14 protein-coding genes and 1 pseudogene are annotated in these 14,821 nt (G+C 63.6%); 12 read left to right on the top strand and 3 right to left on the bottom strand.

What is annotated here, in order from left to right; all coding sequences use genetic code 11:
* Nucleotides 1-36: 36 nt before the first annotated feature.
* From AC0L28_RS07920 to AC0L28_RS07905, 4 genes are read left to right on the top strand one after another with little or no spacing between them, the layout of a single operon-like run.
* Entirely contained in the window at nucleotides 37-627 is a 591-nt protein-coding gene (locus AC0L28_RS07920) for a TadE/TadG family type IV pilus assembly protein (protein WP_473476612.1), read from the top strand.
* Complete coding sequence (locus tag AC0L28_RS07915) at nucleotides 624-1,787, top strand: CpaE/TadZ family protein (protein WP_473476609.1); 1,164 nt, start codon at nucleotides 624-626, stop codon at nucleotides 1,785-1,787. The genes AC0L28_RS07920 and AC0L28_RS07915 overlap by 4 nt, the downstream gene beginning before the upstream one ends.
* On the top strand, nucleotides 1,771-2,349 hold the full coding sequence (locus AC0L28_RS07910) for a L,D-transpeptidase (RefSeq protein ID WP_027152095.1): 579 nt from the start codon (nucleotides 1,771-1,773) through the stop codon (nucleotides 2,347-2,349). The genes AC0L28_RS07915 and AC0L28_RS07910 overlap by 17 nt, the downstream gene beginning before the upstream one ends.
* On the top strand, nucleotides 2,346-2,933 hold the full coding sequence (locus AC0L28_RS07905) for a hypothetical protein (protein WP_473476606.1): 588 nt from the start codon (nucleotides 2,346-2,348) through the stop codon (nucleotides 2,931-2,933). Before AC0L28_RS07910 ends, AC0L28_RS07905 begins: the two co-directional genes overlap by 4 nt.
* 204 nt (nucleotides 2,934-3,137) lie before the next feature.
* Here the strand turns inward: AC0L28_RS07905 and AC0L28_RS07900 are convergent, their stop codons facing one another.
* On the bottom strand, nucleotides 3,138-3,749 hold the full coding sequence (locus AC0L28_RS07900) for a hypothetical protein (protein WP_287347563.1): 612 nt from the start codon (nucleotides 3,747-3,749) through the stop codon (nucleotides 3,138-3,140).
* A 282-nt stretch (nucleotides 3,750-4,031) separates the two neighbouring features.
* On the opposite strand from AC0L28_RS07900, the pseudogene AC0L28_RS07895 reads away from it, so the two are divergent.
* Nucleotides 4,032-4,178 (top strand): annotated as a pseudogene (locus AC0L28_RS07895) (HlyD family type I secretion periplasmic adaptor subunit); the annotation flags it as partial.
* Nucleotides 4,168-4,806 (top strand): ribbon-helix-helix domain-containing protein, encoded by a 639-nt coding sequence (locus AC0L28_RS07890; RefSeq protein ID WP_027152091.1) that lies wholly within the window; start codon nucleotides 4,168-4,170, stop codon nucleotides 4,804-4,806. The pseudogene AC0L28_RS07895 and the gene AC0L28_RS07890, both read left to right, overlap by 11 nt.
* 59 nt (nucleotides 4,807-4,865) lie before the next feature.
* Here AC0L28_RS07890 and AC0L28_RS07885 read toward each other — a convergent pair whose 3' ends face one another.
* Nucleotides 4,866-5,759, bottom strand: coding sequence for a LysR family transcriptional regulator (locus AC0L28_RS07885; RefSeq protein WP_027152090.1), 894 nt, complete (start codon nucleotides 5,757-5,759; stop codon nucleotides 4,866-4,868).
* Between the two features lie 341 nt (nucleotides 5,760-6,100).
* On the opposite strand from AC0L28_RS07885, the gene AC0L28_RS07880 reads away from it, so the two are divergent.
* From AC0L28_RS07880 to AC0L28_RS07855, 6 genes are all read left to right on the top strand, one after another.
* Nucleotides 6,101-6,739, top strand: coding sequence for a (2Fe-2S)-binding protein (locus AC0L28_RS07880; RefSeq protein WP_473476604.1), 639 nt, complete (start codon nucleotides 6,101-6,103; stop codon nucleotides 6,737-6,739).
* A gap of 3 nt (nucleotides 6,740-6,742) precedes the next feature.
* The gene (locus AC0L28_RS07875) at nucleotides 6,743-7,741 is read left to right on the top strand and encodes an FAD binding domain-containing protein (protein ID WP_027152088.1); all 999 of its coding nucleotides are present in this window, start codon (nucleotides 6,743-6,745) and stop codon (nucleotides 7,739-7,741) included.
* Nucleotides 7,738-9,855, top strand: a complete 2,118-nt coding sequence (locus AC0L28_RS07870; RefSeq protein WP_473476601.1) for a xanthine dehydrogenase family protein molybdopterin-binding subunit — start codon at nucleotides 7,738-7,740, stop codon at nucleotides 9,853-9,855. Before AC0L28_RS07875 ends, AC0L28_RS07870 begins: the two co-directional genes overlap by 4 nt.
* A gap of 137 nt (nucleotides 9,856-9,992) precedes the next feature.
* Entirely contained in the window at nucleotides 9,993-10,388 is a 396-nt protein-coding gene (locus AC0L28_RS07865; protein ID WP_473476599.1) for a (R)-mandelonitrile lyase, read from the top strand.
* Nucleotides 10,389-10,680: 292 nt separating this feature from the next.
* Complete coding sequence (locus tag AC0L28_RS07860) at nucleotides 10,681-11,403, top strand: SDR family NAD(P)-dependent oxidoreductase (RefSeq protein WP_027152086.1); 723 nt, start codon at nucleotides 10,681-10,683, stop codon at nucleotides 11,401-11,403.
* Nucleotides 11,400-12,476 (top strand): S-adenosylmethionine:tRNA ribosyltransferase-isomerase, encoded by a 1,077-nt coding sequence (locus AC0L28_RS07855; RefSeq protein WP_473476597.1) that lies wholly within the window; start codon nucleotides 11,400-11,402, stop codon nucleotides 12,474-12,476. The genes AC0L28_RS07860 and AC0L28_RS07855 overlap by 4 nt, the downstream gene beginning before the upstream one ends.
* Before the next feature lie 354 nt (nucleotides 12,477-12,830).
* On the opposite strand, the gene AC0L28_RS07850 is transcribed toward AC0L28_RS07855, so the two are convergent.
* Complete coding sequence (locus AC0L28_RS07850; protein ID WP_473476595.1) at nucleotides 12,831-14,576, bottom strand: adenylate/guanylate cyclase domain-containing protein; 1,746 nt, start codon at nucleotides 14,574-14,576, stop codon at nucleotides 12,831-12,833.
* Nucleotides 14,577-14,821: the final 245 nt, after the last annotated feature.

Genomic DNA, 14,821 nt, shown 5'->3' with positions numbered 1-14,821 from the left:
TGGCGAAAATTTGGCTTCGAACAGACCGGAGCGACAATGGTCGAATTGGCCATCGCCCTGCCGTTGCTGCTGACGCTTCTGCTTGGTTTCGTCGACTTCGGCCACGCTTTTTACCAGTGGAATGCCGCCAACAAGGCGGTGCAGATGGGAGCCAGGTTGGCTCAGATCTCCACGCCCGTCGCCAGCGAGGGCTTGTCCAAGGAGGCGAAAACACCTGCCGATCCGCTTCTGGTTGGCAAGGCCGTAGCGGCCGGGACGTACAACTATATCTGTACCGCTACAGCCGCCGGAGTGGCGTCATGCGTCTGCGGAACGGGCAGCACTTGCCAGGACCTCGATGCCGATCAGGCCTCTTTCGATTTCATTTATGACGGCAGCAGCACTCGCGCCGGCATGCACGACCTCCTTCCGACCCTAGTGAAGTCGGAAGTCAGGATCGAGTACACGGCCACGGGTCTTGGCTACTGGACGCGCCCTGGAGGCGCTGTGCCCACCGTCACGGTCAGCATCACCAATCATCCTTTCCAGTTCTTCTTTCTGGGCGGCCTGCTCGGATTCGGAAACATCACCATGCCCTCGATGCGGAGCACGGTCACGGGCGAAGATATGAAGAGCACCTGGCCATGAATGCCATCAATACCAAGGTTCTGCCGACCAAACGAAAGCAGGTGGCGCTGTTTTCGTCGGATCCGCAATTCAAGCGCGAGGTAGCGACGCGGCTCGACGCGCTGGCCATCTACGATGTCAGGATTTCCGAGACGGCTGACTTCCTCAATGGTCCGCCCCCCGAGACGCGCCCGGGCATCGTCATCCTCGACCTGGCCAATGGCGAGTTGCTCGGCGAGCCCGGCATCGTCGCGGCGCGCGGCTTGTGGGCGACCGTGCCGCTGATCGCGGTCTCCGACGAATTGACCTCCGAAAAGACGCGTATCCTGGTTCGCATGAACGCTTCGGACTGGCTGCACAAGCCGCTCGACGCCAAGGAACTGCTGAACGCAGTCACTTTCCACGACACCGGCAACCAGGGCACAAAGAGCCGCATCATCACTTTTATCAGCGCCAGCGGCGGCGCCGGCGCCACGACGCTCGCTCTGTCGGCGGCGGAATTCCTGGCGTCGAAATCCACCGAAAGGGCGGCTTCGACCTGCCTCGTCGACCTCGATTTCCAGAGCGCCAATTGCGGTGCCTATCTCAACCTGTTCAACCAGTTCGACCTGGCCGGCATCATCGGCCAGCCGGAAAGGCTCGACGTCGAACTGATGGACGTCATCAGGCTTTCGCGCCCGTCCGGCCTGACGCTCTATTCATTCGAGAGGCCGCAGCTGCCGTTTGAGCCGCAGGGCGCCGATTTCGTTTTCCGGCTGCTGGACCTCGTCGCCTACCGGTTCGACGACATCGTCATCGACCTGCCGAATATCGAAACCCCCTGGCAGAATTCCGTGCTTTCGACGAGCGACGAGATCTTCATCGTCTTCGAGCTCAACGTCGCCTCGCTGCGGCAAGGCAAGCGGCTCTACACGAAGATCCGCGAACTGCGCGGCAATTCGGTGAGCATCACGCTGGTCGCCAACAAGCATAAGCGCAAATGGTTCGGCAACCACTTTTCGCGCAGCGAGCTCGAGAAGATCTTCAAGGCGCCGCACATCAAGTCGGTCGGCCTGGACAATGCGCTGCTGACTGACGCGCTGAACCGGGCCATCCTGCCTTCCGAAGTGGATGGGCGAGCGCGCTTCAACAAGGACCTGAAGTGGATGTTCAAAGAGCGGCTCGATGACGCGGCACGGTAGATACCGCATCGTCCCGAGGCTTGCCGGCGCCTGCATCATCGGCCTGGCCTTGGGGATGCCGGCCTGGGAATTCGCGCATGCCCGATCCGCGCCGCCGCTGCCGGCAATGGGTCCCAGCCTGCGCAAGGCGGTTGCTCTCCAAACCGCGGAACGGGCCGGCACGATCATCATCCGCAAGGACGAGAAGGCGCTTTATCTGGTCACTCGGCAGGGCCAGGCGCTGCGCTACCAGATTAGCGTCGGACGCGACGGCTTTGGCTGGACCGGCATCGTCAAGGTCGGGGCGAAAACGGAATGGCCGGAATGGCGCCCGCCCAGGGAAATGCGCGCCCGCCAGCCGGAGCTGCCGGAAATGGTGCCCGCCGGTCCCTATAATCCGCTCGGCGCCAGGGCGCTCTATCTGCTGCGGGACGGGCGCGACACGCTCTACCGCATCCACGGCACCAACGATCCCAAGGGCATCGGCTTCGACGGAACATCGGGATGTTTCCGTCTTACCAACACTGATGTGATCGATCTTTTCAAGCGCGTCTCGGTCGGCGCAAAGGTGGTGGTCCAATGACGATGATCAGCGACCTGGATATGCCGGCAATCGACATTGGGCCGGCAACCCACACGGAAGAACAAGCTGCAGTGGGGAAACCGAGCAATGCAAGGATGATCGGCGTTGTCGCCGCCGGCGCCTTGCTGATCACGGCGGTGAACATAACGGCCGCGGTCTATTTCTACCGCGGCATCAACGATCTGCGCCTTGTCGAACGGCGGCTGGAACAGCTCGGATCCTTCGAGCAACGGATCGCAGCCCGGCTCGATACGGTCAACAACGGCTTTCAAAGCCGGTTCGAAAAACTGGACAGTCAACTGCAGGGTAGCTTCAACGAAGTCAAAGGCAGCATTGCCCGGCTTGAACAGGAGCTGCCCCTGGACAGTGACGACGACATGTCGAGCATTGCGGAGCCTTCCGTGATCACGACCAGCACCATGGCGGAAGCAGCCACCGATCTCGAAGAAGCGACCGAACCCAGTATCGTCGATGTGCCGCGCCCGCTCAAAAGGAAGATCGCCGCGGCGCCCCCTCCCCCGAACGCCTCCTACCAGCGCATAGTGCAGCCTGACGGCAAGGTCCATTACAAGAAAATCAACTAGTTCCTCTCTACAGAGGATTTGGTTCTTAGCCTGAAAGGGACTGTCGACGGTCGCTGTCGGCCGGCCTTCAGCCGCCAATCTCCAACCCAACGTCTGCGATCAGCCCAAACACCTCAACTTCGTCATCCCAGGGTCTGCGCCGCGTCGCTTCGCTCCTTGCTCCGCCCTGGGATGACGAAGTTGGCACGGCTGTGCCCCGGGGTCCTAGAGATCCCGCTGCAGAGCAATAAGGCGTACGGCGAGCGCTTCGGAACGCTGTCGCGCTTCGCTGAGAAACGCAAAATGACAGTAGGCGCAGGCTGCAGTGCCGAGACCCAGCACCAGACTGTTCTGCCATGTGAAATCGAGCACCAGCGAGAATGGATGGCCGCTGGGCGCGGTGAACGCCGCTATCGTGCTCGCTGTTTCAGAATGGCTGCTGGAAGCGATCATCAGCCCGGCGAAGAGCAGAGCGGCGTGGTTGGCAAGGAAGAACGCGGCCGACTTTCTCGTCCGGCAAGCCATCCAGCAGAGGATCGATGCGGCGATCAGGATAGCGGCATCAAGGACCATTGAACCGCTGAGATAGAGGTCGACCTGCTGCCAGAACATCGTGGCCAAAGGGCGCAACTCAAGCCAGATCCGCCACAGGGCAGGGCTGGCCGGATAGGTTCCGAGCAGGAACGTCGCTGCTCGTTCCCCTGCCAGAATGAGAAGAATGAGAGCCGGGAAGGCAAAAAGCAGTAGCGGCTTGCGCGTCATGTTCCCTCGCCAATCGACAAGCAGAATAGACTGCAAAGATTGCGCGAGGCTTAAGGAAAGCGCCGCGAACAGCATTGATCACAGGCGCAGGCGCTTGCCGCAACCGCAGCGAGCGCCCGTTTTATGTGCCATTTTTGCTACATTCCCGAAACTTATGGCCCGAATTCGGTTCTTAGCCGGCCCTAGATCAACAAACACTCACGTATTCGAAGAATCTGTCGGATAATTTGTCAAAGCTTCGGTGAGAAGGCTTGGCCATAAAAAGTACCGGGCAGAAGCGTGGGTGGGGTAGAAACGAATACGATAATCAAAGTGGCCATTGGCAAGCGCCTTGGCCTCCTGATCACATTTGCGATTTCGACGATCGAACGGGATGGCGAGGCTTATCCGATCATCCCGGGCGTGATCTGCTCTGTCGACATCAAGACCAGACGCAAGACGATCCTGAGTTCCCTTTTGAAGCCGATCAACAAGGCGCGTCAGGAGGCCATGAGTGAGCGCTAGCGCCACCTCTCCCTCCACCAATACCGATCAGCGACTCCTGCCGCTCGCCAAGGAGGATTTTGGCCTGGAATTTCGAGTTGTGGCGCGTGGCGGAACACGCCGCGGGATCCGTCTGGAGCGGGCTTTTTGGATATCGCTGAAGCAGATGGCTGAGAGCCGGAAGTGCACGATCGGCATGCTCATAGATGAGATAGCCGGAGTTCAGGCACAGAGTGGCAATCTGACATCGGCGATCCGGGTAGCCTGCATACGCGGACAGGCGAAGGAAAACGTGACGTTGAGTAAGCTCGCGTCAATAACGACAATCAACGCCATACTGGTTGCCTGCCCCTCGCCTGCATTTGCCTTGACGTCATCGAAGAAGATCCTGACTTTCAATGTTCCGTTCCAGCAATTGGTGAAGCGCCAACTGCCTTCCGGACCAAAGGACGATGCGCGGCACGACCTCAAGCTGGCGTTGGACCTCAATGTCGCCGACATTTTTGCGCGCCTCGACATCAACGGTGAAACGCCGGTCACCAGCGGATTTGTCCTCGGCACGGGCGAACGTCGGTACCGTGGTCAATTGAACGTCGTGCGGGCGCCGGTGATCGAGCCGGAGCTGCTGATGGCGTTCGTCTTCGGCTGACCGGTTCCGGCGGTACTGAACGGTCAATCCTGGCCGAAGACGCTTCGCACTGCATTGCCTCAACCCGAGAAGCGGAGCGCATCGACGAGCAGGGCGAAAGCCGGCGACGCTTGGCGACGGCTTGGATAGTAGAGGTGATATCCCGGCCAGGGCGGTGACCACTCATCCAGCACCCGCATCAGGCGGCCGCTTTCCAGATGACGCTCCGCGACATCCTCCGGCACATAGGCGAGGCCGAAACCAGCCAGCGCCGCCTCGAGAATCTCGAGGGTGCCATTGAGGACAATCTGGCCGTCCACCCGCACCTTCAGCTCGCGACCATCGCGCTCGAAATCCCAGGCCCAAAGCCCGCCATTGATGGAAAAGCGCTGGTTGATGCAAACGTGTTCGGTCAGCTCCTGCGGCGTCGTTGGCGGCGGCCGCCTGGCGAAATACGACTTCGTCCCGACGACGGCGAAGCGGATGTCCGGTCCGACGCGCACCGCGATCATGTCTTTTGCAACACGCTCTCCCATTCGCACGCCCGCGTCGAACCGTTCGGCAGCAATATCCGTCAGTGCGTTGTCGAGGAAGACCTCGACGGTGACGTCGGGATAGTCCGGCAGGAGCTTCGCCAGCTTCGGCCAGATGACGGCGTTGAACGCGTGATCGCTTGCCGTGAGGCGAATGGTGCCGGCGGGCTTCTCCCGCAATTCGCTCAACGCCTCGACCTCGGCCTCGATCTCCTCAAAGCGCGGGCCGATATTGCGCAGCAGCCGCTCGCCGGCCTCTGTAGGCGAAACGCTTCGGGTCGTTCTCGTCAGCAGCCGAATGCCCAGCCGCTCTTCCAGATCGCGGACCGTGTGGCTGAGCGTGGACTGCGAAATTCCGAGCTGCGCAGCGGCGCGCGTGAAGCTGCCCTCCCGCGCAACCGCCAGAAAGGCCAGAAGCATATCGAGTCGTCCGCGCTGCATTTATGGTTCCGCCCCATAAGTTTGGGCGGATTATACGACTAATCGAGCGAACTGCACACACTCAATCGATCTCGATTGCCGAGAGCACCGCAAATTTCCCGGACGGTGGCGCGAACCCGTCTGAGCAATGACGATGAAGGAAGAACCGGCGGCAGTTCATTCGCGTCGCTGCCATTCATGGCCCCGACCGATAGGTCCTATCGGGGAGCGGGCGCTAATCAAGGCGCCTCAAGCGCCCTAAGCTTTTAGCGTCGCACACGCACCCAGCGTGTCTTCGGGCGGGGGGGCATCCATATCTTGGGCCGCGAATTTGGCGGATCATCACGAAAGCGACAATCGACATGTCTGATAGCCAAAGAACTTCGACAGCCAGTTCGGACATAACGCGCCGGGAGCTCATGCAAGCGGCTGCTGTGACTGGCGGTGCTCTTTTAGGAGAACAATTCGTGCCCGGAGCTATATCTCCGGCGCTGGCACAGGCTGCCGGCGCCGCGACGGCGCCGCTCGATGTGTCGCTGCGCATCAACGGGACGAAGCACCGGCTTTCGCTCGACCCGCGCACGACGCTGCTGGATGCGCTGCGCGAGCACCTGCATCTGACGGGCTCGAAGAAGGGCTGCGGCCTCGGCCAATGCGGCGCCTGCACGGTGTTGATGGATGGCATGCGCGTGAAGGCCTGCCTCTCGCTCGCGGCGCTCGCTCAGGGCCGCGAAATCAAAACCATCGAAGGATTGGCGCAGGGCGATGAGCTCCATCCGTTGCAGGCGTCCTTCATCGAGCGCGATGCCTTCCAGTGCGGCTATTGCACGTCGGGGCAGATCATGGCCGGCGTCGCCTGCATCAGCGAAGGCCATGCCGGGTCGCCGCAGGAGATCCGCGAATGGATGAGCGGCAATCTGTGCCGTTGCGGCGCCTACGACCATATCGTCGCGGCCATCCAGGACGCGGCTGCCGTGTCCAACTCGACGCAGGAGGGCTGAGCCATGCATCCCTTTGTGCTCGAACGTCCGCGGGATCTCTCTGCCGCACTCAGCTTCGGCGCTCAAGCCGGCCGCAATGATGCGCCGGTCGAATACATCGCCGGCGGCACCGACATGGTGCAGCTTCTGCAGGAGAATGTCCGCCGACCGGATCGGCTTGTGAGCCTCGCGGGAGTTCTCGACGACGGCATCGAGATCGGTCCGCAAGGCCTGAGGCTTGGCGCCGCCGCCACGATGGCGGAGGTGGCCGCCCATCAAGCTGTGGTCGAGCAGTTCCCTCTGATATCCCAGGCGCTGCTGAATTCGGCGAGCCCGCAGGTCCGCAACCAGGCGACCATGGGCGGCAATCTGCTTCAGCGCACACGCTGTCCCTACTTTCGCGATGTCGGCTACGAGGCATGCAACAAGCGCGTGCCTGGCTCCGGCTGCGCCGCATTGGACGGCGAGAACCGCTGGCACGCAGTGCTCGGCACGAGCGACAACTGTATCGCCGTTCACCCGTCGGACCTCGCGGTTGCCCTGGTGGCGCTCGATGCGTCGGTCGAGCTCCGAGGAGCTGGCGGTGACCGTTCCGTGCCGCTCTCCGATCTCCATCGCCTTCCCCGCGATACGCCGCACCTCGAAACCGTCCTGAAACCGGGCGAAGTGATCACCGCGATCACGGTTCCGGCCAGGGCGGCAGGACTGCGGTCTCACTATCTCAAGGTACGCGATCGCGCCTCCTTCGAGTTCGCCGTGGTCTCGGCCGCAGTCGCAATCGAGACGGACGGCGCTCGCATCCGGCAGGCCCGCGTAGCGCTCGGCGGCGTTGGAACGAAACCCTGGCGCCTGTCGAACGTCGAGACCGTTCTCGCCGGCGCCGACTTCGAGCCAGCGGTGCTCCGCCAGGCGGCGGCGCTCGCAGCAGACGGCACACGGGGTCGCGGCCACAACGGTTTCAAGATCGAACTCATGCAGCGCGCCATCGTGCGTGCGGTCGAAATCGCGGGAGCACGCGCATGACTGCTGCCTTGATCGGAAAATCCGTCAGCCGCGTCGATGGCCGCCTGAAAGTTACCGGCGCCGCGACCTATGCCGCCGAGTTCGAAGTGCCGAACCTCGCCCATGCCGCCGTCGTCAGGAGCATTGTCGCGAACGGCCGCATTGCATCCATCGACACGGCGGAGGCCGAACGGGCGCCCGGCGTAACCGCGGTTGTGACGCACAGCAACGCGCCCAGGCTCGCCTACCAGCCGCATAAGGGCCTCCCGGACGCAGCCGTTGGCGAGCGCCTGCATGTGCTGCAGGACGACCGAGTGACTCACCAGGGCCAGCCGATCGCGCTGGTGGTCGCCGAGACGCTTGAACAGGCGGTTTACGCGGCGGAGGTCGTGCGGGTTACCTACCGGCACGAAGCGGCGGCCACCGACATGGAAAGCGTCGATCCAGTTCTGCCTACCGGGAAACCGGCGGAGTGGGAGATACGGCGAGGCGAACCCGACAGCGCCTTCGAACAAGCGGAATTCCGGGTCGACCAGACCTATGTGATCCCGCGCGAGAACCACAACCCGATAGAGATGTTCGCCACCATTGCCTCATGGCAGGGCCACAGCCTGACCCTGTGGGACAAGACACAATGGGTGCACAACGTCGCCGAGGAGATCGCCGCCGTGTTCGGCATCGCTGCCGAGAACGTCCGTGTCATCTCGCCCTTCGTCGGCGGCGCGTTTGGTTCGGCGTTGCGCTGCTGGCCGCATGTCACGCTCGCCGCGCTGGGCGCCCGTGTAGCCGGACGGCCAGTCAAGCTGGTGCTGTCGCGGCGCGAAATGTATTACGGCGTCGGCTACCGTCCTCACACGGTCCAGCGGGCCGCGCTTGGCGCCTCCCGTGACGGCCAGCTCCAGGCCATCCGGCACGAGGGCCACCAGGAGACCTCGACCTACGAGGAGTTCACCGAGGCGCTGCTCAGCGCGACCCGGTTCCTGCACTCCTGCCCGAACGTCCACACGCGCCATCGCATCGCGCCGATGAACGTCCACACGCCGACCTACATGCGCGCGCCCGGTGAGGCGAGCGGCATGTATGCCCTCGAATCGGCCATGGACGAGTTGGCGGTCGCGCTGAACATGGATTCCGTCGAACTGCGGTTGCGCAACGAGCCGGACCGGGACGAATTCAAGGACCTCCCGTTCTCGAGCCGTTCGACCAGGGAATGCTACCGGGCCGCCGCCGAGCGTTTCGGGTGGGCACAAAGGAACGCCGCGCCGCGGTCCATGCGCGACGGGCGCTCGCTGATTGGCTGGGGCATGGCCAGCGCCACCTATCCGATGAACTATGCACCCGCCTCGGCCATGGCCCGGCTCTTGCCGGACGGCACTGCCGAAGTGATGAGCGCAGCGAGCGACATGGGACCCGGCACATGGACATCGATGACGCAGGTCGCGGCGGACACGCTGGGCCTGCCGATCGAGCGGGTCAAGTTCACGCTTGGCGACACCCGCCTGCCGCGCGCCCCTATCCACGGCGGTTCCATGACCATGGCGAGCGTCGGCAGTGCGGTGCAGGCGGCTTGCCGCAAGGCGCTCGACGACGCGCTGGCACGAGCCGGCGCCAACGAAATTGAAGAGGCCATGAAGCGTCTCGGCCAAGTCATCGAGGCAACCGCCGACGTCGCTCCCGGAGATGAGACGAAGCGGTTTTCCATGCACGCCTTTGGCGCCGTGTTCGTGGAGGTGGCCGTCGATCCCGATCTCGGCGAGACGCGCGTGCGGCGCATGGTCGGCGCCTATGGCGCCGGCCGCGTCGTCAACCCGAAGATCGCGCGCAGCCAGTGCATCGGCGGCATGATCGGCGGCATCGGCATGGCCCTCATGGAGCACTCGGTTGTCGACCCCCGCAACGGGCGCGTCACCAATGCCAATCTCGCCGAATACGCCGTGCCGGTGCACGCCGACGCGCCGCCTGTCATGGACGTGATATTCGTCGACGAGCACGACCCGCACGTGAACCCGCTCGGCGTGAAAGGCCTCGGCGAGATCGCGCTGGTCGGCGTCGCGCCAGCGATCGCCAATGCCATTTTCCACGCTACCGGAAAGCGCGTCCGCGAACTGCCGATCACGCCGGAGAAGCTGCTCTGATCCACCTCGTCGAAAACGAAGGGGCTTGAGACATGATCATCACCCGCAGAGACGTCCTTGCCGCGACGAGTGCTTTCGCCGCCGTGGCTGCAGCAGGCCAGGTTGGCGCAGCTTCTGTCCAAGGAAGGAATGAGACAATGAAGATCACGCGAGTTGGATCACAGCCGTCCGGCCCCGGGCCGGCCGATTACTTTACCGGGACCGTGCGCATCGATCCGCTCTTCCAGGCGCCCGAGCCGGCGCGCGTCGGTGGCGCCAGCGTCACGTTCGAGCCTGGCGCCCGCACCGCCTGGCACACGCACCCACTCGGCCAGACGCTGATCGTCACGGCCGGTCTCGGCCGGGTCCAGCGCGAAGGCACGCCAGTAGAAGAAATCCGGCCAGGTGACGTCGTCTGGATTCCGCCTGGCGTGAAGCATTGGCACGGCGCGTCTGCGACGACGGCGATGACGCATCTCGCTATCCAGGAATCGCTTGATGGCAAGCCGGTCGAATGGCTGGAGAAAGTCAGCGACGAACAATACCGCAGCTGAACGCTGGCGGCACCCGGCGTCAGCACCTCTCTCCCTTCTCCCCTTGTGGGAGAAGGTGGCCGAGCGAAGCTCGGATGAGGGGTGTTCCAGCTTGGCACCGCCGCACTCCGTCCAACACCCCTCAACCGTCTTGGCGCTGCGCGCCAATCCACCTTCTCCCACAAGGGGAGAAGGGAAGATCACGCCTCGAGCCAGACCTATCGTGTCGGCATCGATCCACGCAATGAACGCTTGACCTCAAGTTAACTTGAGCTTGTAGCATTGGCTTGCACGGATGGAAGGAGCATCGGCAATGCTGACGAATATGGATTTCCACGGTCTTCGCGTAGCGGTCACGGGTGGCACGTCCGGCCTCGGACTGGCGCTTGTGCGGCAGCTCGCCGCGCAGGGTGCGAGCGTCGCCTTCGTCGCACGCACTGCTGCGAACGTAGAGCGCATCGCTGACGAGACCGGCGCACACGGCATTGTCGGCGACGTCGGCAAGAAGAAAGAAATCTACCCGATCGCGTTGCAGGTCACTGCGAGCCTCGGCGGGCTCGACGTTCTGATCAATAATGCATCGAGCCTCGGGCCGGTGCCGCTTGCGCTGCTTGCCGACACCGAGTGCGAGGATCTGGAAAAAGCGCTTGCGGTCAATCTCGTCGGCGCGTTTCGGCTGACGAAAGCGCTGTTCGGTGCGCTTGCCACGTCGGCGCGCGAGGGCCGTGGCGCGCTGGTGATCAACATCTCCAGCGACGCGGCGATGAACGCCTATCCTGGCTGGGGCGCGTATGGCGCGAGCAAGGCCGCTCTTGCCCATCTGACGGCGATCTGGGACGAGGAGGCGAAAGACGATGGCATAAGGTTCCTCGCGCTCGACCCCGGCGATATGGACACCCCGCTGCACGCGCTGGCGCTTCCTGATGCCGATCCGGCCACCTTGAAGCACCCCGATCTGGCAGCTGCCGAGATCATTGAAAAGCTGCTTGACGCGTTGCCGGCTGGCGCAGCGCCCCGCGCCGTGGCACGTGGATGATTGCCGCCGACCATCCGGATCGGCGCTCCGCCAGGCTGTTGGTCGTCATGGCGGACGGCGCGATGACCGACCTGCCGCGCGCTGACCTCGCGAAGCTATTCGAGCCCGGCGACCTGGTCGTCGCCAATGACGCCGCGACCTTGCCTGCCAGCTTGCACGGCACGCATGTCCCCAGCAGTGAAGCGATCGAGATCCGCCTGGCGGGCTGGCTGTCACTTGCCGATCCAACGCGATTCGTGGCGATTGCCTTCGGTGCGGGCGATCACCGCACGCGCACCGAAGATCGGCTGCCTCCGCCTCCACTGTCACCGGGCAATCGCCTTCGGCTCGGCCCGCTTGAAGCCGTTGTGGAGCGCCTTCTCGACCATCCCCGCCTTCTCGAGCTGCGCTTCTTGGGCAACGACGCAGCTGTGCTTGCAGGACTGGCGCAGCACGGTCGGCCGATCCAATACGCGCATGTTCCAGAGCCGTTGGCACTTTGGGATGTTTGGACGAAGATTGCCGCCCGGCCGGTCGCGTTCGAGGCGCCATCGGCAGGCTTTGCGCTCGATTGGCGCACGCTTCAAAGCTGGCGGCGCCACGAAATCGGCTTCGCAACACTCACGCATGCCGCGGGCATTTCCTCCACCGGGGATCGCGCGCTCGACTCGCGCCTTCCCTTCGACGAGCCATACCGCATCCCCGAGCACACCGCGGCGCAGGTCGCGCGGGCGAAGCTGCGCGGCAGCCGCATCATCGCGGTCGGCACGAGCGTAGTGCGCGCGCTTGAGGCGGCCGCCAATCCCGATGGCAGCGTGCGTGCAAAAAATAGCATTGCGACGGGCCGCGTCGCGCGGGAGACGCCGCTTCGCGTCGTCGATGCAATTCTCACAGGCGTCCACCAGCCCGGCGAAAGCCATTTCGAGCTCCTGCGCGCCTTTGCCGACGATGCTCTGCTCGCCAACGCCTCCGCAGCCTTCGCCGCGCACCGATACCGCACGCATGAATTCGGCGATTCCATGCTGCTCAATCGGCAACTGCTGAATCGATCGCACGAACCGAACCGTGCGCGAGACGCAGTCTCTACTCTATAGGCGATCCGAGATCTTGGTTTTCCAAGGCTTCCGGAAAACAATGTTTTGACGAATCGGGGTCAGGAGTTCGAATCTCCTCGGGCGCGCCAATCGAATGTACATTCCAAAATCGTGTCGCAACGTTCAGTTCTGACCCAACGGCGACTTTTTTCTGGACCGCCGGTAGGTCTCGTCAGGGTGAAAACCGGAGTTCGACGCGAACCCAACAGAGAGCTGCTGCTCACGGCTGCTCTACGCGCTCAGTCCTCGGACAAGCCGGCCAGAGAACTGTCCTTCCAGAAGCGACGCGGGATCAAGGGACGTCGCCTGGCCGGACGTGACGCGCAGGAGAGGGCATCTTTGCAACCGCGACGATCACTCCGGCACGCCGGAGATGCCCAGCGCCTCGACGTAACTCTCGGCGAACACCTTGTCTCGCCACGGGTTGATCTGTCTCTGCAGGGTGAGCGTGTAGGTCGGGAACGCCTCCATCAGCCGCCGCGCCGCTGCCTGCGCCTCATCCAACCGGTTGAGTTTGACCAGCGCCATGATCACCACCCGGTGCGAGGAGCCGTAGTTCGGCATCTCGTGCAGCGCGCGCTCTCCCCATGCCAGCGCTTCTTCGTAGCGCTCGAGCATCAGGTAGCTCATCCCGATGCCGGAGAGCGCGATGCCCTTCTCGGGGTCGACCGGGCTCAGCCGCATTGCCCTGTGAAAGTGCTCGATCGCGACGAGCGGGCGGCTGGAATGTGCGTTCACCCAGCCGCTGCCCGTATGGCCTTGCGCCGAATTGGGGTTGAGTAGCAGGGATCGTTCGATCGTGCCCAGCGCCATCTCGTAGTCCTTCGCGCTGTAGGCGATCACCTGCGCGGCGAAGCGTAGGCTCGTGGGGTCGTCGCGCGCTTCAGCCAATACCTCGCGCGCCATGCGCGCGGCGACTCGGATATCGTCGGGCTCGTGCCAGCACTGGCTCACGGATAGGCTGCGGATATAGGCGCCGAGTGCCTTCGCCAAGTTGAAGCTGGGGTCGATGCTAAGCGCCTCGTTGGTGAGCCGGCGCACGTCGGCAAAGCCTTCGCGGGTCATGCTGTAGAAGCGCGGCAGCGCGCGAAGGTAGAGGTCGTAGGCGCTGATGTAGTCGGTCGGCTTCATGCGCGCCTGCTTGATCTCCTGCAGCCGGATGCTCGGCTCGACGGCGCCGACGACGCTCTCGGTCACCTTGTCCTGCAGGTCGAAGATGTCGCTCACGTCGCCCTCGAAGCGGTCGGCCCAGACATGGTGTCCGCTGATCGCGTCCACCAACTGCCCACTGATGCGCACCCGCGATCCTGCTCTTCGGATGCTGCCTTCGAGCACGTAGCGGACGCCCAGCTCGCGTCCGACCTGGCGCAGGTCCACCGCCCGGCCCTTGTAGGTGAAGGACGAATTGCGGGCGATCACGAAGAAGGAGTTCACCCGGCTCAATCCCGTGATGATGTCCTCTACCAGCCCGTCGGCGAAGTATTCCTGGTCGGGGTCGCCGCTCATGTTGGTGAAAGGCAGAACCGCGATCGAGGGTTTCTCGGGCAGGGGAGGCAGTGCAGCCACCGAGGCGCTGGCGTCGGTCTCGACGCGGTAGGCGCGCACAGGCCGCTCGATGTTCTTGAGGCGCAGGTCGCCGAGCGGCGTGAAGCCGCAGTCGAGCTTGCCCTGAAGGTGGTCGTAGGCGGTGCCCGAGACGACCACGGTGCCGGGATCGGCGATGCTTTCGAGGCGGGCGGCGATGTTGACCCCGTCGCCGTAGAGGTCGCCGTCCTCCTCGCAGACCACGTCGCCGAGATTGACGCCGATGCGGAAGCGAATCCGCTCTTCCTCGGGCGTCTCCGCCTCGTGTTCTGCCAGGGCCTGCTGGATCGCAATCGCCGAGGTCACCGCGTAAACGACGCTCGCGAACTCGCACAGCATGCCGTCGCCGGTGAGCTTGACGATCCGACCCTGGTGCTCGGAGACCAGCGGTTCGAGAAGGTCCTTGCGGTAGATCTTCAGCCGCTCGAGCGTGCCGCGCTCGTCGCGCTCCGTCAGCCGCGAATAGCCGACCACGTCGCAAGCCAGGATCGCTGCGAGGCGGCGCTGCGTGGTCATTGCACCGCTCAGCCAAGCGCCTGCACGCGGGCCGCCCCGCGTCCATGTCCTGCTAACTTCCGGACGCCCTGTGTGCATGGTATCCATCTCTCCCAGTCGCCGCCCGTCGCCGATACAGAACGGAGAACGCAGCTGATCTTGCCTTCACGAGACTTCGCTATCCCGCTTGCGAGGCGTGGAGCGTTCCAGTCGCCGCGCTAACAGCCAACCGACGACACGCCCACGCAGCCTCTGGGACGCTGACC

It is taken from the genome of Mesorhizobium sp. WSM4847 (assembly GCF_055811335.1).
This window is presented reverse-complemented; position numbering and strand designations above follow the sequence as displayed.